Genomic DNA, 25,522 nt, shown 5'->3' with positions numbered 1-25,522 from the left:
CTCCGTGCTAGGAATTGATGCTTTTGTCCGCTGATGTCCGGAACATCGGACATCGGCGGATCACGGGTTGACGTCCTCCAGCATCTCCGTCACCAGCGCCGCGATCGGCGAACGCTCCGAGCGGGTCAGCGTGATGTGCGCGAAGAGCGGATGCCCCTTCAGCTTCTCCACCACCGCCACCACACCGTCGTACCGGCCGACCCGGAGGTTGTCCCGCTGCGCCACGTCGTGGGTGAGCACCACCCGCGAGCCCTGGCCGATCCGGGACAGCACCGTCAGCAGGACGTTGCGCTCCAGCGACTGCGCCTCGTCCACGATCACGAAGGCGTCGTGCAGGGAACGCCCGCGGATGTGGGTGAGCGGCAGGACCTCCAGCATGCCCCGGGAGATGACCTCCTCGATCACGTCCGGGGTGGTGACCGCCGAGAGGGTGTCGAAGACCGCCTGGGCCCAGGGGCTCATCTTCTCCGTCTCGGTGCCCGGGAGGTAGCCGAGCTCCTGCCCGCCGACCGCGTACAGCGGCCGGAAGACCATCACCTTGCGGTGCTGCTGCCGCTCCAGGACCGCCTCCAGGCCGGCGCACAGCGCCAGCGCGGACTTGCCGGTACCGGCCCGGCCGCCCAGCGAGACGATCCCGACCTCCGGGTCGAGCAGCAGGTCCAGCGCCACCCGCTGCTCGGCGCTGCGCCCGCGCAGGCCGAACGCCTCGCGCTCCCCGCGCACCAGCCGCACCCGGCCGTCCCCGGCCACCCGGCCGAGCGCCTTGCCCCGCTCGGAGGTGAGCACGAGCCCGGTGTGCACCGGCAGCTCGGCGGCGCCCTCGACGTCCACCCCGGCGTCGTGGCCGGCCGCGAACAGCGCGTCCACGTCGTCGGCGGGCACGTGCAGCTCGGACATGCCCGTCCAGCCGGAGGTGATCGCCAGCTCGGCCCGGTACTCCTCGGCGAGCAGGCCGACCGAGGACGCCTTGATCCGCAGCGGGAGGTCCTTGGAGACGACGGTGACGTCGTACCCCTCGGCCTGCAGGTTGCGGGCCACCGCCAGGATCCGGGTGTCGGCCTCGCCGCCACCGGCCCGGTAGCCGGCCGGCAGTATCGACGGGTCGGAGTGGTTGAGCTCCACCCTGATGGTGCCGCCGAGCTCCCCGACCGGGATCGGCTCGTCGAGGCGGCCGAACCGGATCCGGTAGTCGTCGAGCAGTCGCAGCGCCTGCCGGGCGAAGTACCCCAGCTCCGGGTGGTGCCGCTTGGCCTCCAGCTCCGTCACCACGACCACCGGGAGGACGACCTCGTGCTCCTCGAAACGGGTCATGGCGAGCGGGTCCGCCAGGAGCACACTGGTGTCGAGAACGTACGTGCGCCGGTCTGGTGTCCGGCGGCTCTTGGAACTGACCACTAGGCCTCCAGGGCGGATGACCCTGCGTCATCCGCGGCAAGCCGGCCCCCGCTGCCCCGGTGGCCTCGGGGCCGGTCTGATCGGAGTATTCCCAGGCGGGGGGCGGTGCATTCGCGCCGTCGGCGAACTGACGGATCATTGCGGGTGAACGTTTGGCCTCGCCCGGCCGCCGGGTAAGCCAGCCCCTACGGTGGTCAATCCGGCGCGCCGCGCCGGTCCGGTCCCCCGGAACCGCCGTACGCCCCGGTCAGAGGCCCATCCGCCGGTTGCGCTGCTCGAAGGCGCGCAGCGCCCGCAGGAAGTCGACCTTGCGGAAGGCCGGCCAGTACGCCTCGCAGAAGTAGAACTCGCTGTGCGCGCTCTGCCAGAGCAGGAAGCCGGAGAGCCGCTGCTCCCCCGAGGTGCGGATGACCAGGTCGGGGTCGGGCTGGCCCTTGGTGTAGAGGTGCTCGGCGATGTGCTCGACGTCCAGGATCTCGGCCAGTTCCTCGATCGAGGTGCCCCGGCCGGCGTGCTCCTGGAGCAGCGAGCGGACGGCGTCGGCGATCTCGTGCCGGCCGCCGTAGCCGACGGCCACGTTCACGGTGATGCCCTCGATGCCCGCGGTCTCCTCGGCGGCCCGCTTCAGGACGTCCGAGGTGTGCTGCGGCAGCAGGTCCAGGGCGCCGACCGGGTTGATCCGCCAGCGGCGGGCGGCGGCGAGGTTGGTGACGGCGTCCTCGATGATGCCGAGCAGCGGGACCAGCTCGTCGGCCGGGCGGTCGAGGTTGTCGGTGGAGAGCATCCACAGGGTGACGACCTTGACGTGCGTCTCGTCGCACCAGCCGAGGAACTCGCTGATCTTGTCGGCGCCGCGCTGGTGGCCGTAGGCGGTGGAGCCGCCGGTCGCGCGGGCCCAGCGACGGTTGCCGTCGAGGATCACGCCGATGTGGTGCGGGGTGCGGGCGAGGTGCACCTCCACCCGGCGACCGTAGAGGCCGTACATCCCGTCCAGCAGGACGCGCAGACCCGGCGTGCGTTCGACGACATCGCGCAGACCCATGGTTTTTCGGCCCCTCCGTACTCACTTCACCGGGTGCTTCAGAACCCCCGGCGCAGCCTACTCCCGCGTCGTGGTGGCACGGAAAGCCGCAGGTCGCGGGAGGGTCACGGTCCTGTGCGAAGTCTGTCGCGACGGGCGTGCCGGAGGTGGCCTGAACGCGCCGGCACGACGTCCCGGGGACGCTCCGGGGAACGGCCGGCGGCCGGATACGGAACGGTCTCCGATTCCTTAAGGAATCCGTAAGCCGACGGTTCAATGCTTGACGACCCCCAATGGTCTAGTCCAGCTTTTGTTCCCAGGGCGGAACAGAACACCGGACCCGCCCTCGTCAAGGCAGTACTTCGGACGCAATGCCCTCCCCCACACGCGGCCGCCGCGCCCCCCACCGCGGCGGCCGCTCCTCCCCCACAGGAGCGCACCTCCATGGCCCGTACGCTGAACCGGCCCGTGTCGCACAAGCGCCGCCGCGGCCCCGTCCCGGCCCTCGCCGCGGGCGCCACCGCCCTCGCCCTGGCCGGCACCGGCCTCGCCCTCTTCGCCGGCGGCGCCAACGCGGCCGCCGGGAACCTGGTCACCAACGGCGGCTTCGACGGCTCGCTGAGCGGCTGGGTCTGCGCCGGTGCCGCGAGCGCCGTCACCACGCCGGTCCACTCGGGCTCGGGCGCGCTGCAGGCCACCCCGAGCGCCGGGGACACCGCCGAGTGCACCCAGACCATCAGCGTGCTGCCCAACACCAGCTACACCCTGAGCGCCTGGGTCCAGGGCCCGTACGCCTACCTCGGCGCGCGGGGCACCGGCGGCACCGACCCGAGCGTCTGGTCCAACCAGAACAGCTGGAACCAGCTCTCCACCACCTTCACCACCGGTGCGAGCGCCAAGACCGTCACGGTGTACCTGCACGGCTGGTACGGCCAGAGCGCCTTCTACGCCGACGACGTCGTGCTGAGCGGCCCGGGCGGCCCCACCACCCCGAGCCCGACCGCGACGGTCACCCCCACCCCGACCGTCACCCCCACGGTCACGCCGACCGCGACCGCCTCGCCGACGGCCACCGCCACGCCGACCCAGACCGTCACGCCGACGCCCACCCAGACGGTCACCCCGACCCCCACGGCGACCAGCACCGGCAACCCGAACACCGGTGTGCCGAAGCACGCGATCACCGGCTACTGGCACAACTTCGACAACAAGGGCAACAACCTCCAGAAGCTGAGCGACGTCCAGAGCGCGTACGACATCATCGCGGTCTCGTTCGCCGACGCCGTCCCCAGCCGCGCGGGCGCCATCACCTTCAAGCTGGACCCGGAGCTCTCCGCCGGCCTCGGCGGCTACACCGACGCCCAGTTCCGCGCCGACGTGAAGGCCAAGCAGGCGGCCGGCAAGAAGGTCATCATCTCGGTCGGCGGCCAGAACGGCGCCATCTCGGTCAACGACGCCACCGCCGCCCAGACCTTCGTCGACACCGCCTACGCCGTCATCAAGGACTACGGCTTCGACGGCATCGACATCGACCTGGAGAACGGGGTCAACCCGACCCACATGGGCAGCGCCCTGCACAGCCTCCAGGCCAAGGTCGGCTCCAACTTCGTCCTGACGATGGCCCCCGAGACCATCGGGATGTACTCCACCGCCGGCGCCTACTTCCAGCTGGCGCTGAACACCAAGGACATCCTGACCGTCGTCAACACCCAGTTCTACAACTCGGGCGGCATGAACGGCTGCGACGGCAAGGTCTACACCCAGGGCACCATCGACTTCATCACCTCGCAGATCTGCACCCAGATCCAGGGCGGTCTGCGGCCCGACCAGGTCGGCATCGGCGTCCCCGCCTCCTCCAAGGCGGCCGGCGGCGGCTACGTCGCGCCGAGCGTCGTCAACAACGCGCTGGACTGCCTCGCCACCGGCAAGAACTGCGGCAGCTTCGTCCCGCCGGCCAAGTGGCCGACCATCCGGGGCGCGATGACCTGGTCCACCAACTGGGACTCCGTCAACGGGAACGCCTTCTCCAACACGGTCGGCCCGTTCGTCCACCAGATGCCGTAACTCCCCCCGGCGCGCCGCTCCTTGAGGGTGGGGCCTGCGCGTCGGCGCCGGGCCCGCCGTACCTACCGGTACGGCGGGCCCGTCCGCTTTCCCGGGCGGTGCGCGCCTCGGGCCGGGAGTGCCTCAGGAGTGCCCGAGCACCGCCAGCAGGGTGCCGAGCAGCAGGAACGGGCCCAGCGGCACCTCCCGGCCGCGCACCGGACGGCGGCGCACCAGGGAGGCCAGCAGCACGCCGACCGACCAGAGCCCGGCCAGCAGCACGAAGGCCGCCAGGCCTGCGAACGCGGCGGACCAGCCGTAGCGGCCGAGCAGCGCGCCGAGGCCGAGCGCCAGCACGGTGTCCCCGCCGCCCACCAGCCCCATCTGGAACGGGACTTCGAACAGCACCCCGGCGGCCAGTGCCACCAGCAGGCAGCGCGTCAGCACACCGGGGGCGCCCTCGGCCAGCTGCACCACCGGCAGCAGCACCGCGAGGCCCACCGCCAGCGTCCAGGTGAGCGGGTAGGGCAGCCGGTGCACCCGGGCGTCGGTGAAGCCCAGCACCACGCCGGGCCCGGCCAGCCAGAGCAGCAGCAGCGCGTCCGCCGGATGCGCGGCGGCGAGTGCGGCGGCGGCGGCCGCGGCGGTGACCGCCTCCACCAGCCAGGCGCCGGGGCCGAGCCCGGTCCGGCAGCCCGGACACCGGCCGGTGGGCGGCAGGCCGCGCAGCTCCCGTCCGCAGGACGGGCAGGCCAGGCACCACGGTTCGTCCTGCGGCACGGCGTAGCGCACCACCAGGCCGCGCAGTGCCGGCGCCACCAGCAGACCGGCCAGTACCGCTCCCAGCGCGCTCGCGATCACGGCTCTCCCCCTCCTCGCCCCGGTCCGGCCGCCGACCCGCCGCCGACCGGCCCGGACCCTGCCCGGAACCGGCCGGACACCGTCCGCGTCCGACACTCACGGCACCGCACAACCCGGGTGCCGCACCGACCACATCATCCACGGGGGAGACACACCTTGACGAAGCTTCGGAGCACTCTGCGCGCCGCGGCCCCGGTCGCCGTACTGGCGCTGGCGCTGACCGCCTGCGGACCGGAGAACGACGACCCGGCGGTCGTCGCCGCCCCGACCGCGGCGCCGACCACGGCACCGCCCGCCGCCGACACCCCGGCCGCCACCCCCACCGGCGCCGCGACGTCCGCCCCGACCTCCGCGCCCGCGTCCGCCCCGGCCTCCGCCCCGGCCGGCGGCGCGGGCGGCGCGGCCGGCGGTGCGACGGCCCCCAACCCGCTGCCGACCGCCGCGACCAGCGGCAACCCGATCGGCGGCACGAGCGGCGGAAAGAGCGGCGGAAAGAGCAAGATCACCTTCGAGAGCCCGCTGCCGCTCACCGCCACCGGCAGTTACCTGGGCAGGACCAAGGCCGACGTCACCCCGGTCTCGGTGGTCAAGGGCACCGCCGCCGAGATCGCGCCGTACCGGTTCAAGCCGGCCGACACCGCGGGCATGACCCCGTATTACGTGACGGTCAACTTCACCAACCGGACCGGCACCCCGCTGCAGGACGAGTACTTCATGATGCGGTTCAAGGTGCAGACCGACCCCGCGGGGAGCGGCATCCTGCCCGCCCCGACGATCCTGAAGTCGATCCCGCAGTGCGACACCGGCAAGCAGCCGGGCGTGCTGAACGACGGCCAGAGCCAGCAGCAGTGTGCCGTCTATCTCGTTCCGGACGGCACCCCGCCGCAGTTCCTCGTCTTCGGCAGCGTTCTGGACACCGAGCCGCTGATCTGGAAGGCGAGCTGAGGCCTCCGCCTCCTGATCGAAGGCGGCGCGGAACGACAGCGTCCGGGCGGTCCGACGGGTGTCCCACGACACGCGCCGGACCGCCCGTTCGTACCCCTAAAGTAGGCAGGCATGCAGGTCATCCAGTCCAGCAAACTCGCCAATGTCTGTTACGACATCCGCGGTCCGGTGCTCGACGAGGCGATGCGGCTGGAGGAACAGGGCCACCGCATCCTGAAGCTCAATACCGGCAATCCCGCGCTGTTCGGCTTCGAAGCGCCGCCGGAGATCCTCCAGGACATCCTGCGCAACCTCTCCACCGCGCACGGCTACGGGGACTCCAAGGGACTGCTCTCCGCGCGCCGCGCCGTGGTGATGCACTACGAGGAGCGCGGCCTGGACGGCCTGACGGTCGAGGACGTCTTCCTCGGCAACGGCGTCTCCGAACTGATCCAGCTGGCGATGACCGCGCTGCTGGACGACGGCGACGAGGTGCTCGTCCCGGCCCCGGACTACCCGCTGTGGACGGCCTCCGTCTCGCTGGCCGGCGGCACGGCCGTCCACTACCGCTGTGACGAGCAGTCGGAGTGGTACCCGGACCTCGCCGACATCGAGTCCAAGGTCACCGACCGGACCAGGGCGCTGGTGGTGATCAACCCCAACAACCCGACCGGCGCGGTCTATCCGCGCGAGGTGCTGGAGGGGCTGGCCGCGATCGCCCGCCGCCACCGGCTGGTGATCTACGCGGACGAGATCTACGACAAGATCCTCTACGACGACGCCGAGCACGTCCCGCTGGCCACCCTGGCGCCCGACCTCTTCTGCGTCACCTTCAACGGCCTGTCCAAGGCCTACCGGGTGGCGGGCTTCCGCTCCGGCTGGATGGTGCTCTCCGGTGACCGGAGCCGGGCCCGCAGTTACGTCGAGGGCCTGACCGTGCTCGCCTCGATGCGGCTGTGCGCCAACATGCCGGCCCAGCACGCGGTGGCCGCGGCGCTCGGCGGGCGGCAGTCGATCAAGGACCTGATCCTGCCCGGCGGACGGCTGCTGGAGTCCCGGGACGCCGCGTTCCGGCTGCTCAACGAGATCCCCGGGGTCAGCTGTGTGAAGCCGAAGGGCGCGCTGTACGCCTTCCCCCGGCTGGACCCCAAGGTGTTCAAGATCAAGGACGACGCCCGGATGGTGCTCGACCTGCTGCGGTCCGAGCGGATCCTGCTGGTCCAGGGCACCGGCTTCAACTGGCCCGAGCCGGACCACTTCCGGCTGGTCACGCTGCCGCGCGCGGAGGAGATCACCGACGCGGTCACCCGGATCGGGATGTTCCTGAGCGGCTACACCCAGCCCTGACGGGCGGGTGGAAAAGCTACGGCCGGAGTCCCGGTCGGACGATCTCCTTGGTCGGGGAAAGATCGTCCGTCGGGGCTCCGGCCGTCCTGTCGCCGACCGGTGCGCGGTTCGTGCAGCGCACCGGCCTCTCTACCGCTCCTGCTGAGGCTCAGGCTCAGCCGAGGCGGGCGACCAGGTCTCGGTACTCGTCCCACAGCTCGGTCGGCGTGTGCTCGCCGAAGAGCTCCAGGTGGGCCGGGACGAGCGCGGCCTCCTGACGCCAGATGTCGGCGTCGACCGTGAAGAGCAGGTCGAGGTCCTCCTTCGCCAGCTCCAGGCCGTCCAGGTCGAAGCCCTCGACGGTCGGCAGCACGCCGATCGGGGTCTCGACGCCCTCGCCGGTGCCCTCCAGGCGCTCGACGACCCACTTCAGCACGCGGCTGTTCTCGCCGTAGCCCGGCCAGACGAACTGGCCGTCGGCGTTCTTGCGGAACCAGTTCACGTAGTAGATCTTCGGCAGCTTGGCGGCGTCCGCCTGGGCACCGATCTTCAGCCAGTGGGCGAAGTAGTCACCCATGTTGTAGCCGCAGAACGGCAGCATCGCGAACGGGTCGCGGCGCAGCTCGCCCACGGTGCCCTCGGCGGCGGCGGTCTTCTCGGAGGCGATGTTGGCGCCCAGGAAGACACCGTGCTGCCAGTTGAAGGACTCCGTCACCAGCGGGACGGCGGTGGCGCGACGGCCGCCGAACAGGATCGCCGAGATCGGCACGCCCGCCGGGTCCTCCCACTCGGGGGCGATGGTCGGGCACTGCGCGGCCGGGACGGCGAAGCGGGCGTTCGGGTGGGCGGCCGGGGTCCCGGACTCCGGCGTCCAGTCGTTGCCGCGCCAGTCGGTGAGGTGGGCCGGCTTCTCGTCGGTGAGGCCCTCCCACCAGACGTCACCGTCGTCGGTGAGCGCGACGTTGGTGAAGACGGTGTTGCCCCAGAGGGTCTCGATCGCGTTGGCGTTGGTGTCCACGCCGGTGCCGGGGGCGACACCGAAGAAGCCCGCCTCGGGGTTGATGGCGTACAGGCGGCCGTCGGCACCGAAGCGCATCCAGGCGATGTCGTCGCCGATCGTCTCGACCTTCCAGCCCGGGACGGTGGGCTGGAGCATCGCCAGGTTGGTCTTGCCGCAGGCGGACGGGAAGGCCGCCGCGACGTACTTGGGCTCCGAGTCGCCCGCGGGGCCCGCCGGCGGGGTGAGCTTCAGGATGAGCATGTGCTCGGCCAGCCAGCCCTCGTCACGGGCCATGGTCGAGGCGATGCGCAGCGCGTAGCACTTCTTGCCGAGCAGGGCGTTGCCGCCGTAGCCGGAGCCGAAGGACCAGATCTCCCGGCTCTCCGGGAAGTGCGAGATGTACTTGGTGGTGCTGCACGGCCACGGCACGTCCGCCTGGCCCTCGGCGAGCGGGGCGCCGACGGTGTGCACGGCCTTGACGAAGTCGCCGTCCTCGCCGAGCTGGTCGAGCACGGCCCGGCCCATGCGGGTCATCACGCGCATCGACACGGCGACGTAGGCGGAGTCGGTGATCTCGACGCCGTAGGCGGCCAGCGGGGAGCCGACCGGGCCCATCGAGAACGGCACGACGTACATGGTGCGGCCCTTCATGGCGCCGCGGAACAGGCCCTGCTCACCCTGGAAGATCTCGCGCATCTCGGCGGGAGCCTTCCAGTGGTTCGTCGGGCCGGCGTCCTTCTCCTGCTCGGAGCAGATGAAGGTGCGGTCCTCCACGCGCGCCACGTCCGAGGGGTCGGAGGCGGCGTAGTAGGAGTTGGGTCGCTTCTCCTCGTTGAGCTTCTTGAAAGTGCCCTGGGCGACGAGCAGATCCGCGAGGCGCTGGTACTCCTCCTCGGAACCGTCGCACCATTCGACGCGGTCCGGCTGGGTGAGCTCCGCGATCTCGCTCACCCAGGCCAGCAGGCGCTGGTGGCGGGTGGGCGCGGCGCTGAGAGCAGCCGAGTTCTCGTTCGACACGATCGCTCCGTTTCACGCCATCCCGGCGGGGAGACGGCGTAGCGGGGGTTGAGGGTGCTTCGAGCGTAGCTCCGGACCCCCGCCCCCAATGCGGCAGATCGGCAGAGTTGACGCATCTTTTACTACAGTACGGATGATTACCAGCCAGTAGGACAACACCTTCGGCACCTCCGGAGGCCGATCAACCCCCCTCCCAATGCTCCAAAACGTCCAAGTCGTGATGAGCGCCACTTCCTACGGCCGGGTAACCTACGGACCCGTAGGTAGCGGGTAGCATGCCGCTCATGACTGCTGAGCTCCTGGAGAGCACGGGGCGTGCCGAGCACAAGCCGAAGTGGCGCGGCTGGCTGCACGCCGGAATGTTCCCCGCCACGGTGGCCGCCGGGATCGTACTGATCTGCCTGGCCGAACCGGGCCCCGCGAGGATCGCGTGCGCGATCTACTCCGTCAGCGCCTGGCTGCTGTTCGGGGTCAGCGCGGTCTACCACCGCTTCCACTGGGGCCCGCGCGGCGACGCGATCCTGCGCCGGCTGGACCACGCGAACATCTTCCTGATCATCGCGGGCACCTACACCCCGTTCACCATCCTGCTGCTGGACGGCGCCGCCCGGCAGGTGCTGCTCTGGGCGGTCTGGGGCGGCGCGCTGGCGGGGATAGCCTTCCGGGTCTTCTGGGTCGGCGCGCCGCGCTGGCTCTACACGCCGGTGTACCTCGCGCTGGGCTGGGCCGCCGCGTTCTTCCTGCCGGACTTCCTGCACACCGGCGGCGTCGCGGTCCTGGTGCTGATGATCGTCGGCGGCGTGCTCTACAGCATCGGCGGCGTGGTGTACGGACTCAAGCGGCCGAACCCCTCACCCCGCTGGTTCGGCTTCCACGAGGTGTTCCACGCCTTCACCCTCGGGGCCTTCATCACGCAGTACGTCGGGGTCTCACTGGTGGCCTACAGCGCGGCCGGCTGAGCCCGGCGCCCCGTGACGGGCGGTCGGCCGGTCGTGCGACCGGACGGCCGCCCGTTCCGCCGTCCACTCCCGGACCGGGTGCTCGTGCGCCCGGTCGTGCGGCGTGCGGTCGTACGCGGCCCGCTCGTGGGTCCCGTCGTGCCGGCGCTCGCGCGGCCGGTCGAGGCGCTCGTGGGTGTGCGGGACGCGGACCGGCCGCCCGGCCTGGCGCGCGTCGATCGCCTCCCGCGCCCGGCGGCAGCGCTCGCAGTGCGCCGCGTCCACCCTGCCGGCGGGCGGGCGCTGCCCGCGCGGAGACGACCGGCGGTCCGGCTCGGGCGCCTGATGGAGCAGCTGCCAGCGCCGCCCCACGTAGACCATCAGCAGCAGCACCTCGACCCCGGCGACCACCAGCACCAGTGCGGCACCGTGGATCAGGTAGGCCGCGACCACGGCCAGCGCCGAGCCCACCACCGCCGCGGCGCCCCAGATCTGGGCACCCGACTCCCGAACGGCCATGACGGCTTCTCCTTCCTGCGCCGGGCTCGTGGTCGGCCCCTGCCGCCCCACCCCTTCTCCGCTCTCGGCACGCGCCGGTCCGCACTGACCGACGGCCACATCGTATCTACCGACAGTCACTCGCAGCCGCCGGAAAGCGGCGAACGACAGATCAACGTTGCGTCAATTCCCCGTGCGGAACGAGCACTTCCAGGACACATCACGGAGCGTGACCAAAGCTGACGCCTTCCGGACATTGACGGCGGCCATCTTTTGAGAGTTACTGTCATTTGACAGAGACTCCCTTTGCCGGTCCCCGGAGGTTTTCCGTGCCAACTCCGCCCGTCGAGCCCACCGCGTCCCCGGCGTCCGCCGAGGACCGGGCGGCCCCGCCCGGCCCGGACCCACGGCGCTGGCTCGCGCTCGTCGCGGTCGCGCTGAGCGTCCTGGTGATCAGCCTCGACATGACGGTGCTGAACGTCGCCCTGCCGACGCTGGCCTCGCAGCTCGGGGCCACCACCGGGCAGCAGCAGTGGATCGTCGACTCCTACACCGTGGTCTTCGCCGCCGTGATGCTCCCCGCCGGGCTGATCGGCGACCGCTTCGGCCGCCGCTTCACGCTCACCCTGGGCCTCGCCCTGTTCGGCCTGGCCTCGGCGGTCGGCATGCTGGCCGACAGCCCGGCCACGCTGATCGCCGCCCGCGCCGCGATGGGCCTGGCCGGCGCGCTGGTGATGCCGATGTCGATGGCGGTGATCCCCGGCCTCTTCCCGCCCGGCGAGCAGCGGCGCGCCACCGCGATCCTGGCCGCCTCGCTGGCCGTCGGCACCCCGCTCGGCCCGCTGATCGGCGGTTTCATCCTCCAGCACTACTGGTGGGGCGCGATCTTCGTGATCAACCTGCCGCTGGTGGCCATCGGCATCGCCGCCTGCGTCCTCCTGCTGCCGGAGACCCGCAACCCCATCGCGCCCCCGATCGACGTGCCCGCCACCCTGCTCGGCGCCGGCGGACTGGCCGCGCTCACCTACGGCATCATCGAGAGCCCCGAGCGCGGCTGGGCGGACCCGCTGGTGCTCGGCACCGTCGGCGGCGCGCTGGTCGCGCTCACCCTGCTGGTCCTGCGCAGCCGGCGCCAGTCGGCCCCGATGCTCGATCTCTCGCTGCTCGCCGACGCCGCCTTCCGCTGGTCGACGGTGGCCGCGACGCTGGTCTCGCTGGTCCTGTTCGGCGCCTTCTTCGTGCTCCCGCTGTACTTCCAGAGCGTGCTCGGCGCGGACGCCTTCGGCACCGGGCTGCGGCTGATGCCGATGATGCTCGGCCTGATGGTGGCCGCCCGGCTCAGCGACAAGCTGGTCGCCCGCAGCAGCCCCCGGACGGTGATCGTGCTGGGGCTGGCCCTGCTGGCCGCGGCCCTGCTCATCGGCAGCCGGACGGAGGTCTCCGACGGCTACGCCCTCGCCGCCGGCTGGCTCACCCTGCTCGGGGTCGGCATGGGCCTGTCCCTGATCACCGCGCAGGCCACCGCGCTGCTCACGCTGCCGCCCGCCCGGGCCGGGGTCGGCTCCGGGCTGCTGCAGACCTTCCGCCAGGTCGGCGGGGCGATCGGGGTGGCCGTCTTCGGCAGCCTGCTCGCCAACGTCTACCGGGGCGCGCTGGACACCGGCGGGCTGGCGGCTGGCGCGGCCGACCAGGCCGGCCGGTCGGTGGTCGCGGCCGACGCGGTCGCCGCCGCGGCCGGCGACCCTGCGCTCGCCGCCTCCGCGCACGGCGCCTATGTGCACGGGATGACGGTGGTGCTGCTGGTCTCCGGGGCGATCGCGGTGCTGTCGGCGGTGCTGGTCGCGGTGCGGATGCCCGCCGTCGAACCGGCCGGGCCCGCCGGGCCTCCTGTCCCGGAGACCGGCCCGGTGCCCGCGACCGATCACGGATAATCGAAGACATGAACGCAACGCGGCCGGCGACGGCACCTCCGGCGGCACCGGGCAACCCGATCCAGGTGATGCTGGAGGCGCCGCTGTCGCTGCGCGAGCGGAAGAAGCTGAAGACCCGCCAGACCATCCGCCGCGAGGCGTACCGGCTGATCGCCGAACAGGGGTACGAGAACACCACGGTGGACCAGATCGCGGCCGCCGCCGAGATCTCCCCGTCCACCTTCTTCCGGTACTTCGCCACCAAGGAGGACCTCGTCCTCACCGACGAGTACGACCCGGCGATGATCGAGGCGCTGCTCGCCCGACCTTCCGACGAACCGTTTCTGCGTTCCTGCCGGGAGGCCGTCATCGGCATGATCCGGCACCTGCTGGAGCACGAGCGCGAGGAACTGCTCGTCCGGATGCGGCTGGTCAGGGACGTCCCGGCGCTGCGCGCCCGGATGATGGACAGCGCCAACGACCCGCGACAGCTCTACCTCACCGTGCTGACCCGGCGGGCCGGCGTCCCGGAGCCGACCTTCACGATGCGGATCGCCGCCACCGCGCTCGCCGCGGCCACGACGGAGACGGTGCTGCAGTGGGCCGAGTCCGAGGGCGCCGAGGACATCGCCGACCTGGTCGACCGCACCTTCGCCGTCCTGGAGAACGGCTTCGCCGGCCTGTAGGACGCGGCGGACGGCGGGCCCCGCCGTCCGCTGTGCGCTCTCCGTCGTCCGCGCTCCGACGTCCGCGCTCCGACGTCTGCGGGCTACCCGTTCCGCAGGGCCGTCCGCCGACGCAGGGCCACGCCCGCGCCCGCGAGCGCGGTGGCGCCCAGGGCCGCGGCCGCCGTCACGGCCGGCAGCGCCGTACCGCCCGCCGTCCGCTCGGCGGCGGGCTCGTAGCCGCCGCCCCGGCCCGCCCGGTCGTACGCCGAGCCGGGCAGCTTGTCGCCGTACCGCTGCCGGACCAGGCCCTGGTACGCGGCCAGGCTCACCCCGGCCTCGCCCACCGAACGGCGCGCCTCGTCGTCCAGCGGCAGCACCCGGCCGTCGCGCAGCACGTACCAGGCGTTGATCTGCGGCTCGCGGAACGCCGTTCCGCCGCCGCCCTCCGCCGCCCGCTGCGCGAAGTCGCCCTCGTCGCCGCCGGTGGCGATGTTGACGACCCGCCAGCCGCCGCCCTGCTTCACCGTCCAGACCGAGGCGACCCGGCCGTCGGCGGCCACCACCCGGCTCGCGGTGAACTCGGCCCGGGCCACCGGGGCGCCCGGCGTGCCGGACACGAAGGCGGCGTCCAGCGTGTACACCGGCACGGTGTCCCCGGCCAGTCGGGGTGCGGTGGCGGCGGGCGCCGCCTTCTCGGCCGCCCCCGGGGCGAGTCTGCCGGTCGGCGGGAGGCCCTCGCGGGCGAAGAAGCGGCCCACCTGGTCGAGCACGGCCGGGTTCTGCACCGCGCCGCGGGCCTCGGCCAGCTCCGCGGCCGGCACCGGCTCGGGCACCCCGGCGCCACCGGACCCGCCGACCGCACCGGCCGGACCCGCGGCGGACGCGGCCGGCGCGAGCGCCAGACCCAGACCGGCGGCGAGCAGGACGGCCGCCGCGCCGCGGACCAGCGCGGCCCTCTGCATGCTGCTCATGTCGCCCCTCACGCGCCGATCCGGTACAGGGAGTGGGTCCAGGAGAACGTGCCGTTCGACACGTAGTAGGTGTAGTCCGCCCAGTTGTAGCGGTAGTTGGACGGCCACGGGTCGCCCCAGTAGACCCAGTTGTTGCCGGTGTCGTACCCGTACACGACGTGCATGTGGCCGCCGCCGGAGCTCCACTGGATCCGGGTCTCGACCGGCCGGTCGGCGTTCACCTCGGTCTGCACCGTGCTGTAGCGCAGGTAGCCGGTGACGTACGAGCCCGGGCTGATCCCGATCCGGCTCAGGCCGTTCTGCACATCGCCCAGCGTGGCCTGGCTGTTGGGGCAGGCCGAGCTGCCGGAGCGGCCGAACGCGGCGTTGCAGAACTGGTTCTGGCTGTAGTTGTAGCCGTAGAAGGTGGCGATGGTGTTGCCGCTCGCCGCCCAGCACCAGTTGGTCTGCTGTTGCTGCTGCATGGTGATGTCGAGCGTCTTGTAGGTGCCGGCCAGATCGGCCGTGGCGCCCGCGGCGGCGGGCCTGACCCGCGGCAGGGGGGCCGCGGGAGCGGCCTGGGCGGGGGTGACGGCCGCGGCGCTGAGCGCCGGGCCGAGGACGCCGAGCGCGAGCACCGAGACGGCGCGGCGCAGGCGTATCCGTGTGACGGACATGGGGGATGGCCTCCTTGCGGCAGGCAGAGGAGTCGAGAGGTGTGGGGGTGCGGTCCGGATCGCGTCACCGAGCATCGCGCTGTTGACATGGCCGGTCAACGGCCCTCGGGCCCCGCCCGTCCGGGTGTGAACGGGCCCGCCCCGCTGTGAACGCCGGCCCCGGAACCCCCGCCGGGAGCGTCAGGACCGGTGACAAACCCCCCTCCACATGTGAACATTCACGACCCGGGCCCACCGCACGGGCCCCGCCGGGCCGCCCCCACCGCCCCGCCATCCGAGGAGGCCGCATGCAGCGGACCGACCGACCCGACCTCGTCACCGCGCTGCGCACCGGCCCCTTCGACCTCGCCCTGCGCACCGCCATCGCCGCCCGCGGCCTCGCCCTGCACCGCATCCGCGACCACCTCGCGCAACGCGGCGTCCACATCGGGGTGACCAGCCTCAGTTACTGGCAGCAGGGCCGCCGCCGCCCCGAACGGGCCGAATCGCTGCGCGCGGTCCGGGAGTTGGAGAAGGTCCTGGACCTCCCCGCGCACTCCCTCACCCGGCTGCTCGGCCCCCGGCGGGCCGCCCCCACCGCCCCGGCCGGCCCGCCCGTCCGCCCCTACCGCGACCTCATCACCCCGCCCACCGCCGTCGACGACCTGCTCGCCGAGCTGGCCGGCCCGCGCGACAGCGGGCTGCACACCATCACCCACATCGAGCGGATCCGGATCGGAGCTGACCGCCGGCTCCGGCGCCGCGACTCCCAGCACGCCCTGCGCGCCCACCGCGACGGCATCGACCGCTACCTCGCCATCCACCAGGGCGACCCCGGCAGCGACATCACCCGGGTCGGCGTCCGCGCCGAGGAGAACTGCCGCCCCGGCCGCATCCGCCGCGACCAGGCCCACGACCTGCTGATCGCCGAACTCCTGCTGGACCGGCGGCTGCGCGCGGGCGACACCCATCTGCTCGGCTACGGCTTCGACGACGCCCCGGCACCCGAGCCCAGCTGCGAGTACCTCCGCGGCTTCCACTCGGGCGCGGGGCAGTACGTCCTCCAGATCACCTTCCACCCGGCCGCGCTGCCCGTGCGCTGCCACCGCTTCGCCCGCCGCTCGCCCGAGGAGAAGCCCTACGAGAGCGAGGAGCTGACCCTCGACGGCCACCGCTGCGTGCACCTGGTCGCCACCGCCGTCGGGCCCTGCATCCTGGGCATCGGCTGGGACTGGGAGTAGCCCCGGCCGATGCCCGGGGCGTGGGTTCCGGGTCTTCGCCGGTCGTCGTCGGCCGCCGTCGGTCGCGGTCAGCCGCCGAAGGCCAGCTCCAGACAGTCCTCCACCGGCCGGTAGCCGATCTGCTGGTAGATCGAGTTGCTGGTCGGGTTGGAGAGGTCCGTGTACAGCAGCACCTCCGCGGCCCCGTCGGCCAGGGCGGCGGCCGAGGCGGCGGCCGTGACGCCGCTGGCGTAGCCCCGGCCGCGGGCCTCGCGCGGCGTGTAGACCGGGCCGATCCGGGACATCCCGGCGACGACCGCGCTGGCCCCGGCCACCGCGACCGGCCGGCCACCGTCCTCCCACAGGTGCAGCTGGCCGCCGGCGGTCCGGTCGTCCACCACCATCGCCGTGTCGGGGATCCGGATGTCCACCTCGGCCGCGAACGCGTCGAACCAGCGGATCAGCAGCTCGCGGTCCGCCGCCCCGGCGAGCCGGGGGCGACCGGCCGGCGGGCGCGGCGGGTCGGTCAGCTCGCCGAGCCGGTAGAGGCGCTCCTCGGTCTTGACGGTCGGGGTGGCCCCGGTGGCCCCGGCCCACGCGTCACCGAACGCCCGCACCGCCGCCACCCCGCCGCCGACCCCGGCGAGCGCGGTGAACCCGGCCCAGGCTCCGGCGAGTTCGACGGCCAGTTCGGCCGCCGCCCGCTCGGGCATCAGCCCCAGCCGCGGGGCGAACGGCGGGGTCTGCAGGAACACCCCGGCGACCGGCCCGTCCGGCTCGGGGCGCCACCAGCCGAACACCGGCGCGCCGGCGCCGTAGTAGTGGAGGCCGCGGGCCGCCAGCCGGTCCGTGATCGTCAGCAGCACGGTGTTCTCGGCCGGGTTGGCGCCGAGGAAGCCGCCGGCCCGGGCGCGGAAGTCGTCGAGGGAGGTACTGAGAGTCCAGGGCATGGCCCATCCTCCCCCGCCTCCCCCGGCGCCGACCACCGCTTTTACCCGGCCGGCCCGGCCTGCCCGCCCGCCCTCCCGCCCTCCCGCCGTACTCGGCCTACTCGACCGCGGACGCCCCCAGCCGCTCGGCGAGGGCCGCCGGGTCGGTGGTCGGCAGCTCGCAGGCGAAGTTCCGGCAGACGTAGGCGGCGGGCGCACCGTCGACCAGCGGCCGGCCGGCCAGCAGCGGCACCTCGTCGCTGCCGGCGCCCGGCTCGCCGAACGCGACCACGGCGCCGGGCGCGGTGCCGAGCAGCGCGGCCCGGTGCAGCGCCGCCGTCCCGGGGTCACCGGCCGGGCCGATCACCGCGACCTCGCGCGGCCCGTCGGCCACTGCCTCGGCGGCGGCCAGGCCCCAGCCGATGAACCGCGGCGCGCGCGAGGCGAGCGCCCCGACGATGCCGAGCGCCCGCTCGGCGGCGGTCCGGTGGCGGTCCGAGCCGGTGTACGCGGCGTAGCCGAGCAGCGCGGCCGCGGCGGCGGTCCAGCCGGACGGAGTCGCGTTGTCGGTCGGGTCCTGCGGGCGCCGGATCAGCTCCTCGGCGTCGTCGGCGGTGTCGTACAGCGCGCCGCTCTCCTCGTCGGCGAAGTGCTTGAGCACGGTGTCGAGCAGCCCGCCGGCCAGCTGGAGCCACTCGGCCTCGCCGGTGACGGCGTACAGCGCGAGGAAGCCCTCGGCGGTGTCGGCGTAGTCCTCCAGCACGCCCGCGTTGGCGCCGGGGCGGCCGTCCCGGGAGGTCCGCAGCAGCCGGCCCTCGGGGGTGAGGTGGACGGCGAGCAGCAGGTCGGCGGCGCGCTCGGCGGCCCGGACCAGGTCGGGGCGCTCCAGCAGGGCGCCGGTCTCGGCGAGCGCGGCGATGGCGAGGCCGTTCCAGGCGGCGACCACCTTGTCGTCCCGGGCGGGCGCCGGGCGGGCCGCGCGGGCCGCCAGCAGCCGCTCCCTGATCGCCTCGTACTCGGCGAAGTCCTCGGGGTCGGCGAGGAGTTGGAGGACGGAGCTGCCGTGCTCGAAGGTGCCGTCGGCGGTGACGGAGAACAGCCGGGCGGCGGTGGCCGCGTCGGCGGGGCCGAGCAGGTCGACCAACTGGCCCGGCTCCCAGACGTAGTAGGCGCCCTCGGCGGTGGCCCCGGTCTCCTCGTCGAGGCTGTCGGCGTCCAGCGCGGAGGCGAACGCGCCCTCGGGGGTGCGCAGTTCGCGCAGCAGGAAGTCGGCGGTGGAGAGCGCGACCCGCCGGGCCAGCGGCGAGCCGGTAGCCCGCCACAGGTGCAGGTACGCACGGAGCAGCAGCGCGTTGTCGTACAGCATCTTCTCGAAGTGCGGCACCACCCAGCCGGCGTCCACCGCGTACCGGGCGAAGCCGCCGCCGAGCTGGTCGTGGATGCCGCCGCGGGCCATCGCCTCGCCGGTGCGGACGGCCATCTCCAGTGCGGCCTGCGAGCCGGTCCGGGCGTGGTGGCGCAGCAGGAACTCGATCACCATCGCCGGCGGGAACTTCGGCGCCCCGCCGAAGCCGCCGTGCCGCGGGTCGAAGTCGCGGCTGAGCGCGACCAGCGCCTGGTGCAGGTCGGCCTCCCCCGGCGGCTGGTGCACCCCGCTGCCGACCGCGTAGACGGAGGACCGCTCGGCCAGGTCGGCCCGGATCCGCGCGGCGACCTCGCCGACCTCCTCGCGCCGGTCCCGCCAGGCGGCGTGCACGCCCTCCAGCACCTGCCGGAACGACGGCATGCCGTGCCGGGGCTCGGACGGGAAGTAGGTCCCGAAGTAGAACGGCTCCTTGCCGGGCGTCAGGAAGACGGTCATCGGCCACCCGCCCTGCCCGGTCGCCGCCTGCACCGCCTCCATGTACACGGCGTCGACGTCCGGCCGCTCCTCCCGGTCGACCTTGACCGCGACGAACCGCTCGTTGAGGTACTCCGCGGTGACCTCGTCCTCGAACGACTCGTGCGCCATCACATGGCACCAGTGACAAGCGGCGTACCCGACGCTCAGCAGCACCGGCACACCGCGCCGCTCCGCCTCCTCGAACGCTTCGGGCCCCCAGGGCCACCAGTCGACCGGATTGTCGGCGTGCTGCTGCAGGTACGGCGACGTCGCGTCGGCGAGGCGGTTCGGCATGCCCCCATCCTTGCGCATCCGCGCGGTGGAGGGGGCGCGGCCTCACTCCTTCGGGGACTCCGGCTCCTCGGCGAAGTCCACCCGCTTGAACTGCTTGTTCATCGACTTGGCCAGGAACCAGGTGGCCACGCCGAGGGCGGCGAAGACGAGGAAGCCCAGCAGGCCGGGGGTGACCTTGGCGTCGTCGACGGCGAGCTGGGCGGCGAGGTGGGTGAGGTTCACGGGGGCACTCATATCTCTATGGTGGCCCGGCTCACGGGGAGCCGGGCCGTCGGGGGGTGCTTCAGTCCCGCGTGTCGGCCGACTCGGCCGTCAGGCTGGGGGTGCGCAGGCCGGCGAACAGGTCGTCCTCCGGCAGGTCCACGTCGACCAGGGTACGGGCGAGCTCGTAGTCCTCGGTGGGCCAGACCGTGCGCTGGACCTCCAGCGGGACGCGGAACCACGGGCCGTCCGGGTCGATCTGGGTGGCGTGCGCGATCAGCGCGCGGTCCCGGGTCTCGAACCAGTCGTCGCAGCGGACCCGGGTGGTGATCTCGCGCTCCGCGCGGCCGCTCTTCTCCCAGCCGGCGATCCACTCGCCGTAGGGGGACTCGTGGCCGTTCTCGGACAGGTACGTGTGCAGGGCGCGGATCCGGCCCATCGGGAAGCCGTGGTTGTAGTACAGCTTCAGCGGCTGCCAGGGCTCGCCGGCCTCGGGGTACGCGTCGGGGTCGCCGGCGGCGTCGAAGGCGAGCATGGTGATCTTGTGGGTCATGATGTGGTCGGGGTGCGGGTAGCCGCCGTTCTCGTCGTAGGTCGTGATGACCTGCGGCTTGAACTCCCGGATGAGGCGGACCAGCGGTTCGGCCGCCTCCTTGACGTCCTGCAGGGCGAAGCAGCCCTCGGGCAGCGGGGGCAGCGGGTCGCCCTCCGGCAGGCCCGAGTCCACGAAACCCAGCCAGGCCTGCTTGATCCCGAGGATCGCGCGGGCCTCGTCCATCTCCTTGCGCCGGACCTCGTGGATGTTCTCCTCGATCTCCGGCTTGCCCTGCAGCTTCGGGTTGAGGACCGAACCGCGTTCCCCCCCGGTGCAGGTGGCCACCAGCACGTCCACCCCGTGGTCGACGTACATGGCCATGGTCGCCGCGCCCTTGCTGGACTCGTCGTCCGGGTGGGCGTGCACCGCCATCAGTCGCAACTGCTCAGTCAACGCGTGCGTTCCTTCCACAAAAATGTCCGGGCGTACCGCGCAAGCCGGTCTGCCCACCGTCTGAGCCGCTCTCGGGGCCGCGTGACCGCGGGACCGGCCGCCGCGCGGGGCGCCGACACGGCCGAGCCCGCCCCCGCCGGACCGGCCGCGGGCGTGCCCCTCCTATAGTGACGGACTGGAGGAGCACCGCATTCCCCCGTACCACCCGCGCGGCCCCCTCCCCACGAGAGGACTGAGCCCCATGAGCGCCGGCACCCGGACCCCGCAGCTTCCCGAGGACCGCTACGGGCGTCGCGGCGACCGCGAGAGCGACCGCCGGCTCAAGGTGGTCGGCGCGGTCTGCGCGGTGGTGATGCTGGGCCTGATCGTCTGGCTGGGCGGCTCCTACCTGATCCGCGAGACGAAGATCAACGGCACCGTGCCGACCTTCCAGGCGCTCTCCGACACCGAGCTCCAGCTGCACCTGGCGGTGCGCAAGAGCGACGGCACGGCCGGCAGCTGCACCGTCCGCTCGCAGGGCGAGGACGGCGCGGTGGTCGGGGTGGCCGACTTCGCCGTCCCGGCGGAGGGCTCCGAGTACGACGCGGTGGTCAGTCTGCGGACCACCGCCCGCGGCACCACCGCCGAGCTGCTGGGCTGTACGCCCAAGTAACCGCACGGCAGGCATATTCGCGCAGGGGAACGGGCATCCGTAGGGGAGCCCGGCCCACCGATCCTGTACACCTCGGCGCAACGCTGTCGTCAATGGAACGCCAACGACCCTCCCGCTTGTCGGCAGGAGTTGTTAGGCTCGTGGTTTCGCCCCTTCCGCACCAGCTGGTACGGGAGCGGGCGTTGCTTTGTAGTTAAGACCGATATCAGCACCACTCAACACGCTGACGACTCACACCCTCAGCACAGCCCCAGCACCTACGAGGAGCACCCGTGACCCAGACCAGCGAGAACGTGACCTGGCTCACTCAGTCCGGCTACGACCAGCTCAAGGCCGAGCTGGATCACCTGACCGGCCCCTGGCGGATCGAGATCGCGCAGAAGATCGAGGCCGCGCGCGAGGAGGGTGACCTCAAGGAGAACGCCGGCTATCACGCCGCCAAGGAGGAGCAGGGCAAGTACGAGCTGCGGATCCGCCAGCTCACCCAGATCCTGGAGCGCGCCAAGGTCGGCGAGGCCCCGGCGGACTCCGGTGTGGTGGCCCCGGGCATGGTCGTGACGGTCGCCTTCGACGGCGACGAGGACGACACCATGAAGTTCCTGCTGGGCTCGCGCGAGGTCGGCGACGACGACCTGGACATCTACTCGCCGCAGTCGCCGCTGGGCCGCGCGATCGACGGCAAGACGATCGGCGACGAGGCGACCTACGAGCTGCCGAACGGCAAGCAGGCCATGGTCAGGATCGTCGAGGTCAAGCCCTACGCCGGCTGATCACCCCCGACACGCCGAAGGCGGCCGCGGATTCCCGCGGCCGCCTTCGCGCGTCCGCCCGCACGCGTCCGGGCCGCCGGTCAGCGGGTGGAGGAGCGGTACTTGCGCACCGACAGCCAGGAGAACACCGCGGTGATCACCACCGACCAGAGCACCGACACCAGCTCGGCGTGCTGCATCGGCCACACGTCGTCCACCGGGCCCACCTGGTTGCCGAACAGGTTGCGGCAGGCCTGCACGGTGGCGCTGAACGGGTTCCAGTAGGCGACCCCCTGCAGCCAGCCCGGCATCGAGCTGACCGGCACGAAGGCGTTGGAGACGAAGGTCAGCGGGAAGAGCCAGATCAGCCCGGCCGAGGTGGCCGCCTCCGGGCTGCGCACCGACAGGCCGATCAGCGCGCCGATCCAGGAGAAGGCGTAGCCGAGCAGGAGCAGCAGCCCGAACGCGCCCAGCGCGGACAGCAGCCCGTTGTGGATCCGCCAGCCGACCAGCAGCGCCACCAGGGCCAGCACCACCAGGATGAACGCGGTCTGGCAGAGGTCGGCCAGGGTGCGGCCGACCAGCACCGCCGAGCGGGCCATCGGCAGCGAGCGGAACCGGTCGACCAGCCCCTTGGACATGTCCTCGGCGATGCCCGCCGAGGCGCCGGCCACCGCGAAGGTGACGGTCTGGGCGAAGATGCCCGCCATCAGGAACTGGATGTACGCCGAGGAGCTGGACTGCGCCCCGGGGATCTTGATCGCGCCGCCCATGACGTACGAGAACAGCAGCACGAACATGACCGGCTGCATCAGGCCGAACACCAGGATCTCGGGGATCCGGGTCATCCGGCGCAGGTTGCGCCGGGCGACCACCCAGGAGTCGTGCCGCACGGCGTCCACGCCCCGGCGCTGCTTGGGTACCGCCCCGCCGATGGCGTGCTCGGTCGCGGTGGCCATCTCAGACCTCCTTCCCGGCCGGAACCGCCTGCTTGCCGGTGCCGGAACCGGAGCCGCCGCCCCGCCCGCGACCCTTGCCCCCGGCGGCGCCGTCCTCGTCCTCGGTCTCGGTGTGGTGGCCGGTGAGCGAGAGGAAGACGTCGTCCAGGGTCGGCCGGCGCAGGCCGATGTCGTCGATCTGGATCGAGCGGGCGTCCAGCTCGCGGATCACGTCGGCGAGCACCCGGGCGCCGCCGCTGACCGGGACGGTGATCCGCCGGGTGTTCTTCTCCACGGCCGGCTCGCCGAGCGCGTGGGCGGAGAGCGCCGCGAGCGCCTCGCCGACCAGGTCGGGCCGCTGCACCACGACCTCGATCCGCTCGCCGCCGATCTGCGCCTTGAGCTGGTCGGCGGTGCCGCGCGCGATCACCCTGCCGTGGTCGACCACGGCGATGTCGTGGGCGAGCCGGTCGGCCTCCTCCAGGTACTGGGTGGTGAGCAGCAGCGTGGTGCCCTGCTCGACCAGCGTCTCGATGACCTCCCACAGGGCGAGCCGGTTGCGCGGGTCGAGGCCGGTGGTGGGCTCGTCCAGGAACATCACCGGCGGGCGGACGACCAGCGCCGCGGCGAGGTCCAGGCGTCGGCGCATGCCGCCGGAGTAGGTCTTGGCGGTGCGGTCCTTGGCCTCGGTGAGGTTGAACCACTCCAGCAGTTCGAGCGCCCTGGCCTTCGCCGCACGGGCCGGCATCTGGTACAGCTCGCCGACCATCTGGAGGTTCTCGAAGCCGGTGAGGTACTCGTCGACCGCCGCGTACTGCCCGGAGAGGCCGATCAGGCTGCGGACGCGGTTCGGGTGCTTGAGGACGTCGACGCCGGCCACCGTCGCACCGCCGGAGTCGGGCTGGAGCAGCGTGGTGAGCACGCGCACGGTGGTGGTCTTGCCGGCACCGTTCGGGCCCAGCAGCCCGAGCACCGTGCCCTCGGGGACGTCGAGGCTGACACCGTCCAGGGCTCGTACGTCACCGAAGGTCTTGACCAGGTTCTCGGCTTGGATGGCTGGCGCCATGGGCCTGCCTCATCTCCTCGGAGGAACGGGCGGAACTGCGTACTCCGTCCCACTCTGCCCCGGATCCCCCGTTCGGGCCTACCGGGAGACCACGTACCCCGCGCCCCGCAGTTCGCCGAGCACCGCCGCGCAGTGCTCCGGCCCCTTGGTCTCCAGGTGCAGGTCCACCTCCACCTCGGTCAGCCCCAGCTGCGGATCGACCCGCACGTGCGCCACGTCCAGCACATTGGCGTCCACCCGGGTCAGCACCGCCAGCAGACCCGCCAGCGCGCCCGGCCGGTCGGCCAGCCGCACCCGCAGCGACAGGTACCGGCCGGCCGCCGCCAGACCGTGCCGCAGCACCCGCTGCATCAGCTGCGGGTCGATGTTGCCGCCGGACAGCACCGCCACCACCGGCCCCTCGAAGGAGTCCGGCCGCTCCAGCAGCGCCGCGACCGGGGCCGCCCCGGCCGGCTCCACCACCAGCTTCAGCCGCTCCAGCCCCAGCAGCAGGGCCCGGGACAGCGAGTCCTCGGAGACCGTCCGCACGCCGTCCGCCAGGGTGCTGACGATCTCGAACGGGACGTCCCCCGGCCGGCCGACCATGATCCCGTCCGCCATCGTGGCGAACCGTTCCAGCGAGACCGGGTGCCCCGCCGCCAGCGAGGGCGGGTACGCGGCTGCGGCCGCCGCCTGCACCCCGATCACCCACACGTCCGGCCGCAGCGGCTTGACCGCCGCCGCGATCCCGGCCAGCAGGCCGCCGCCGCCCACCCCGACCAGCACGGTCCGCACCTCGGGGCACTGCTCCAGGATCTCCAGCCCGACGGTGGCCTGCCCGATCACGACGTCCCGGTGGTCGAACGGGTGGATGAAGACCGCGCCGCCCGCCTCCGCGAAGCGCTGCGCCGCCCGCAGCGCCTCGTCGACGGTCGCCCCGTGCAGCCGCACCTCGGCGCCGTACTCCCGGGTCGCCGCGATCTTCGGCAGCGGCGCGGACACCGGCATGAAGACGGTCGAGCGCACCCCGAGCAGCGAGGCGGCCAGCGCCACCCCCTGGGCGTGGTTCCCGGCACTCGCCGCCACCACCCCGCCCGCCCGCTGCACCGGCGAGAGGCCGGCGATCCGCACGTAGGCGCCGCGCAGCTTGAACGAGCCGGTGCGCTGGAGGTTCTCGCACTTCAGGTGGACCGGCGCACCGACCAGCGCGGAGAGGTGGCGGCTGCTCTCCATAGGCGTCACCCGGGCGATCCCGGCGAGCATCTTCTGGGCGCCGCGGACGTCGTCGAGGGTGATCGGCCAGCTGTGCATGACAGCAGCCTAGAGTCTCGCGACACGTGGTTCGGGGACGTCGGCCCTGTTCCCGGGCCCGCCCGGCCCGCGTACGCTGCTGCTCCTGAGCCTTCCTCACCGCACG

General features: G+C 72.8%; 23 protein-coding genes. 9 read left to right on the top strand and 14 right to left on the bottom strand.

The window, feature by feature from the left end; genetic code table 11:
• Positions 1-60: 60 nt before the first annotated feature.
• The gene (locus tag ACFVUH_RS10410; RefSeq protein ID WP_387912416.1) at positions 61-1,395 is read right to left on the bottom strand and encodes a PhoH family protein; all 1,335 of its coding nucleotides are present in this window, start codon (positions 1,393-1,395) and stop codon (positions 61-63) included.
• A gap of 247 nt (positions 1,396-1,642) precedes the next feature.
• Positions 1,643-2,437: an isoprenyl transferase gene (locus tag ACFVUH_RS10405; protein ID WP_355369919.1), complete on the bottom strand. Its 795-nt coding sequence runs from the start codon at positions 2,435-2,437 to the stop codon at positions 1,643-1,645.
• Between the two features lie 423 nt (positions 2,438-2,860).
• Between ACFVUH_RS10405 and ACFVUH_RS10400 the strand changes: the two genes are divergently transcribed.
• A complete protein-coding gene (locus ACFVUH_RS10400; protein WP_387912414.1) occupies positions 2,861-4,480 on the top strand; it encodes a chitinase in 1,620 nt (539 codons plus the stop codon).
• A gap of 123 nt (positions 4,481-4,603) precedes the next feature.
• Here ACFVUH_RS10400 and ACFVUH_RS10395 read toward each other — a convergent pair whose 3' ends face one another.
• Entirely contained in the window at positions 4,604-5,320 is a 717-nt protein-coding gene (locus ACFVUH_RS10395; RefSeq protein ID WP_387912413.1) for a prepilin peptidase, read from the bottom strand.
• 156 nt (positions 5,321-5,476) lie between these two features.
• Here ACFVUH_RS10395 and ACFVUH_RS10390 point away from each other — a divergent pair, with 156 nt between their 5' ends.
• Positions 5,477-6,265 carry a hypothetical protein gene (locus ACFVUH_RS10390; RefSeq protein ID WP_387912411.1) on the top strand — a complete coding sequence of 263 codons (789 nt, stop codon included), beginning with the start codon at positions 5,477-5,479 and terminating at the stop codon, positions 6,263-6,265.
• A 111-nt stretch (positions 6,266-6,376) separates the two neighbouring features.
• Positions 6,377-7,591 (top strand): pyridoxal phosphate-dependent aminotransferase, encoded by a 1,215-nt coding sequence (locus ACFVUH_RS10385; protein ID WP_355369911.1) that lies wholly within the window; start codon positions 6,377-6,379, stop codon positions 7,589-7,591.
• Positions 7,592-7,745: 154 nt separating this feature from the next.
• On the opposite strand, the gene ACFVUH_RS10380 is transcribed toward ACFVUH_RS10385, so the two are convergent.
• The gene (locus tag ACFVUH_RS10380; protein WP_355369909.1) at positions 7,746-9,587 is read right to left on the bottom strand and encodes a phosphoenolpyruvate carboxykinase (GTP); all 1,842 of its coding nucleotides are present in this window, start codon (positions 9,585-9,587) and stop codon (positions 7,746-7,748) included.
• Positions 9,588-9,871: 284 nt separating this feature from the next.
• Here ACFVUH_RS10380 and ACFVUH_RS10375 point away from each other — a divergent pair, with 284 nt between their 5' ends.
• On the top strand, positions 9,872-10,546 hold the full coding sequence (locus ACFVUH_RS10375; RefSeq protein ID WP_380680162.1) for a hemolysin III family protein: 675 nt from the start codon (positions 9,872-9,874) through the stop codon (positions 10,544-10,546).
• Here the strand turns inward: ACFVUH_RS10375 and ACFVUH_RS10370 are convergent.
• A complete protein-coding gene (locus ACFVUH_RS10370) occupies positions 10,517-11,044 on the bottom strand; it encodes a hypothetical protein (RefSeq protein WP_387912408.1) in 528 nt (175 codons plus the stop codon). The genes ACFVUH_RS10375 and ACFVUH_RS10370 overlap by 30 nt on opposite strands.
• Before the next feature lie 308 nt (positions 11,045-11,352).
• Here ACFVUH_RS10370 and ACFVUH_RS10365 point away from each other — a divergent pair, with 308 nt between their 5' ends.
• Both ACFVUH_RS10365 and ACFVUH_RS10360 read left to right on the top strand, forming a co-directional pair.
• A complete protein-coding gene (locus ACFVUH_RS10365; RefSeq protein WP_355369903.1) occupies positions 11,353-12,954 on the top strand; it encodes an MFS transporter in 1,602 nt (533 codons plus the stop codon).
• A gap of 8 nt (positions 12,955-12,962) precedes the next feature.
• Positions 12,963-13,619, top strand: a complete 657-nt coding sequence (locus tag ACFVUH_RS10360) for a TetR family transcriptional regulator (protein WP_355369901.1) — start codon at positions 12,963-12,965, stop codon at positions 13,617-13,619.
• Positions 13,620-13,702: 83 nt separating this feature from the next.
• Here the strand turns inward: ACFVUH_RS10360 and ACFVUH_RS10355 are convergent, their stop codons facing one another.
• Both ACFVUH_RS10355 and ACFVUH_RS10350 read right to left on the bottom strand, forming a co-directional pair.
• On the bottom strand, positions 13,703-14,572 hold the full coding sequence (locus ACFVUH_RS10355; RefSeq protein ID WP_387912407.1) for a hypothetical protein: 870 nt from the start codon (positions 14,570-14,572) through the stop codon (positions 13,703-13,705).
• A gap of 8 nt (positions 14,573-14,580) precedes the next feature.
• Positions 14,581-15,228 (bottom strand): papain-like cysteine protease family protein, encoded by a 648-nt coding sequence (locus ACFVUH_RS10350; protein WP_387912405.1) that lies wholly within the window; start codon positions 15,226-15,228, stop codon positions 14,581-14,583.
• Between the two features lie 287 nt (positions 15,229-15,515).
• On the opposite strand from ACFVUH_RS10350, the gene ACFVUH_RS10345 reads away from it, so the two are divergent.
• Positions 15,516-16,448: a hypothetical protein gene (locus ACFVUH_RS10345; RefSeq protein ID WP_355375027.1), complete on the top strand. Its 933-nt coding sequence runs from the start codon at positions 15,516-15,518 to the stop codon at positions 16,446-16,448.
• A gap of 68 nt (positions 16,449-16,516) precedes the next feature.
• Here ACFVUH_RS10345 and ACFVUH_RS10340 read toward each other — a convergent pair whose 3' ends face one another.
• From ACFVUH_RS10340 to mca, 4 genes are all read right to left on the bottom strand, one after another.
• Positions 16,517-17,377, bottom strand: a complete 861-nt coding sequence (locus ACFVUH_RS10340) for a GNAT family N-acetyltransferase (protein WP_387912403.1) — start codon at positions 17,375-17,377, stop codon at positions 16,517-16,519.
• Between the two features lie 97 nt (positions 17,378-17,474).
• A complete protein-coding gene (locus ACFVUH_RS10335; protein WP_387912401.1) occupies positions 17,475-19,532 on the bottom strand; it encodes a thioredoxin domain-containing protein in 2,058 nt (685 codons plus the stop codon).
• Between the two features lie 42 nt (positions 19,533-19,574).
• Complete coding sequence (locus ACFVUH_RS10330) at positions 19,575-19,766, bottom strand: hypothetical protein (RefSeq protein WP_355375040.1); 192 nt, start codon at positions 19,764-19,766, stop codon at positions 19,575-19,577.
• Positions 19,767-19,815: 49 nt separating this feature from the next.
• Positions 19,816-20,721: a mycothiol conjugate amidase Mca gene (mca, locus tag ACFVUH_RS10325; protein WP_355375043.1), complete on the bottom strand. Its 906-nt coding sequence runs from the start codon at positions 20,719-20,721 to the stop codon at positions 19,816-19,818.
• A 241-nt stretch (positions 20,722-20,962) separates the two neighbouring features.
• Between mca and ACFVUH_RS10320 the strand changes: the two genes are divergently transcribed.
• On the top strand, positions 20,963-21,373 hold the full coding sequence (locus ACFVUH_RS10320) for a DUF4307 domain-containing protein (protein ID WP_387912399.1): 411 nt from the start codon (positions 20,963-20,965) through the stop codon (positions 21,371-21,373).
• 272 nt (positions 21,374-21,645) lie between these two features.
• On the top strand, positions 21,646-22,143 hold the full coding sequence (gene greA / locus ACFVUH_RS10315) for a transcription elongation factor GreA (RefSeq protein ID WP_355375048.1): 498 nt from the start codon (positions 21,646-21,648) through the stop codon (positions 22,141-22,143).
• A gap of 80 nt (positions 22,144-22,223) precedes the next feature.
• On the opposite strand, the gene ACFVUH_RS10310 is transcribed toward greA, so the two are convergent.
• The 3 genes from ACFVUH_RS10310 to ilvA all read right to left on the bottom strand — a co-directional run bounded on the left by ACFVUH_RS10310 (position 22,224) and on the right by ilvA (position 25,416).
• Positions 22,224-23,081: an ABC transporter permease gene (locus ACFVUH_RS10310; RefSeq protein ID WP_387912397.1), complete on the bottom strand. Its 858-nt coding sequence runs from the start codon at positions 23,079-23,081 to the stop codon at positions 22,224-22,226.
• 1 nt (position 23,082) lies between these two features.
• Positions 23,083-24,126 (bottom strand): ATP-binding cassette domain-containing protein, encoded by a 1,044-nt coding sequence (locus ACFVUH_RS10305; protein WP_355375054.1) that lies wholly within the window; start codon positions 24,124-24,126, stop codon positions 23,083-23,085.
• 78 nt (positions 24,127-24,204) lie between these two features.
• Positions 24,205-25,416, bottom strand: a complete 1,212-nt coding sequence (gene ilvA / locus ACFVUH_RS10300; protein WP_387912394.1) for a threonine ammonia-lyase — start codon at positions 25,414-25,416, stop codon at positions 24,205-24,207.
• Between the last annotated feature and the right edge of the window lie 106 nt (positions 25,417-25,522).

Source organism: Kitasatospora sp. NPDC058032, assembly GCF_042885845.1.
Lineage (GTDB): Bacteria > Actinomycetota > Actinomycetes > Streptomycetales > Streptomycetaceae > Kitasatospora.
This window is presented reverse-complemented; position numbering and strand designations above follow the sequence as displayed.

What these genes read in the sequence shown, in the direction of transcription:
- ACFVUH_RS10350 (WP_387912405.1), bottom strand. Translation starts at nt 15,228, where the DNA reads ATGTCCGTCACACGGATACGCCTGCGCCGCGCCGTCTCGGTGCTCGCG.
- ACFVUH_RS10405 (WP_355369919.1), bottom strand. Translation starts at nt 2,437, where the DNA reads ATGGGTCTGCGCGATGTCGTCGAACGCACGCCGGGTCTGCGCGTCCTG.
- ACFVUH_RS10340 (WP_387912403.1), bottom strand. Translation starts at nt 17,377, where the DNA reads ATGCCCTGGACTCTCAGTACCTCCCTCGACGACTTCCGCGCCCGGGCC.
- ACFVUH_RS10355 (WP_387912407.1), bottom strand. Translation starts at nt 14,572, where the DNA reads ATGAGCAGCATGCAGAGGGCCGCGCTGGTCCGCGGCGCGGCGGCCGTC.
- ACFVUH_RS10370 (WP_387912408.1), bottom strand. Translation starts at nt 11,044, where the DNA reads ATGGCCGTTCGGGAGTCGGGTGCCCAGATCTGGGGCGCCGCGGCGGTG.
- ACFVUH_RS10400 (WP_387912414.1), top strand. Translation starts at nt 2,861, where the DNA reads ATGGCCCGTACGCTGAACCGGCCCGTGTCGCACAAGCGCCGCCGCGGC.
- ACFVUH_RS10375 (WP_380680162.1), top strand. Translation starts at nt 9,872, where the DNA reads ATGACTGCTGAGCTCCTGGAGAGCACGGGGCGTGCCGAGCACAAGCCG.
- ACFVUH_RS10360 (WP_355369901.1), top strand. Translation starts at nt 12,963, where the DNA reads ATGAACGCAACGCGGCCGGCGACGGCACCTCCGGCGGCACCGGGCAAC.
- ACFVUH_RS10345 (WP_355375027.1), top strand. Translation starts at nt 15,516, where the DNA reads ATGCAGCGGACCGACCGACCCGACCTCGTCACCGCGCTGCGCACCGGC.
- ACFVUH_RS10310 (WP_387912397.1), bottom strand. Translation starts at nt 23,081, where the DNA reads ATGGCCACCGCGACCGAGCACGCCATCGGCGGGGCGGTACCCAAGCAG.
- ilvA (WP_387912394.1), bottom strand. Translation starts at nt 25,416, where the DNA reads ATGCACAGCTGGCCGATCACCCTCGACGACGTCCGCGGCGCCCAGAAG.
- ACFVUH_RS10330 (WP_355375040.1), bottom strand. Translation starts at nt 19,766, where the DNA reads ATGAGTGCCCCCGTGAACCTCACCCACCTCGCCGCCCAGCTCGCCGTC.
- ACFVUH_RS10335 (WP_387912401.1), bottom strand. Translation starts at nt 19,532, where the DNA reads ATGCCGAACCGCCTCGCCGACGCGACGTCGCCGTACCTGCAGCAGCAC.
- ACFVUH_RS10385 (WP_355369911.1), top strand. Translation starts at nt 6,377, where the DNA reads ATGCAGGTCATCCAGTCCAGCAAACTCGCCAATGTCTGTTACGACATC.
- ACFVUH_RS10305 (WP_355375054.1), bottom strand. Translation starts at nt 24,126, where the DNA reads ATGGCGCCAGCCATCCAAGCCGAGAACCTGGTCAAGACCTTCGGTGAC.
- ACFVUH_RS10320 (WP_387912399.1), top strand. Translation starts at nt 20,963, where the DNA reads ATGAGCGCCGGCACCCGGACCCCGCAGCTTCCCGAGGACCGCTACGGG.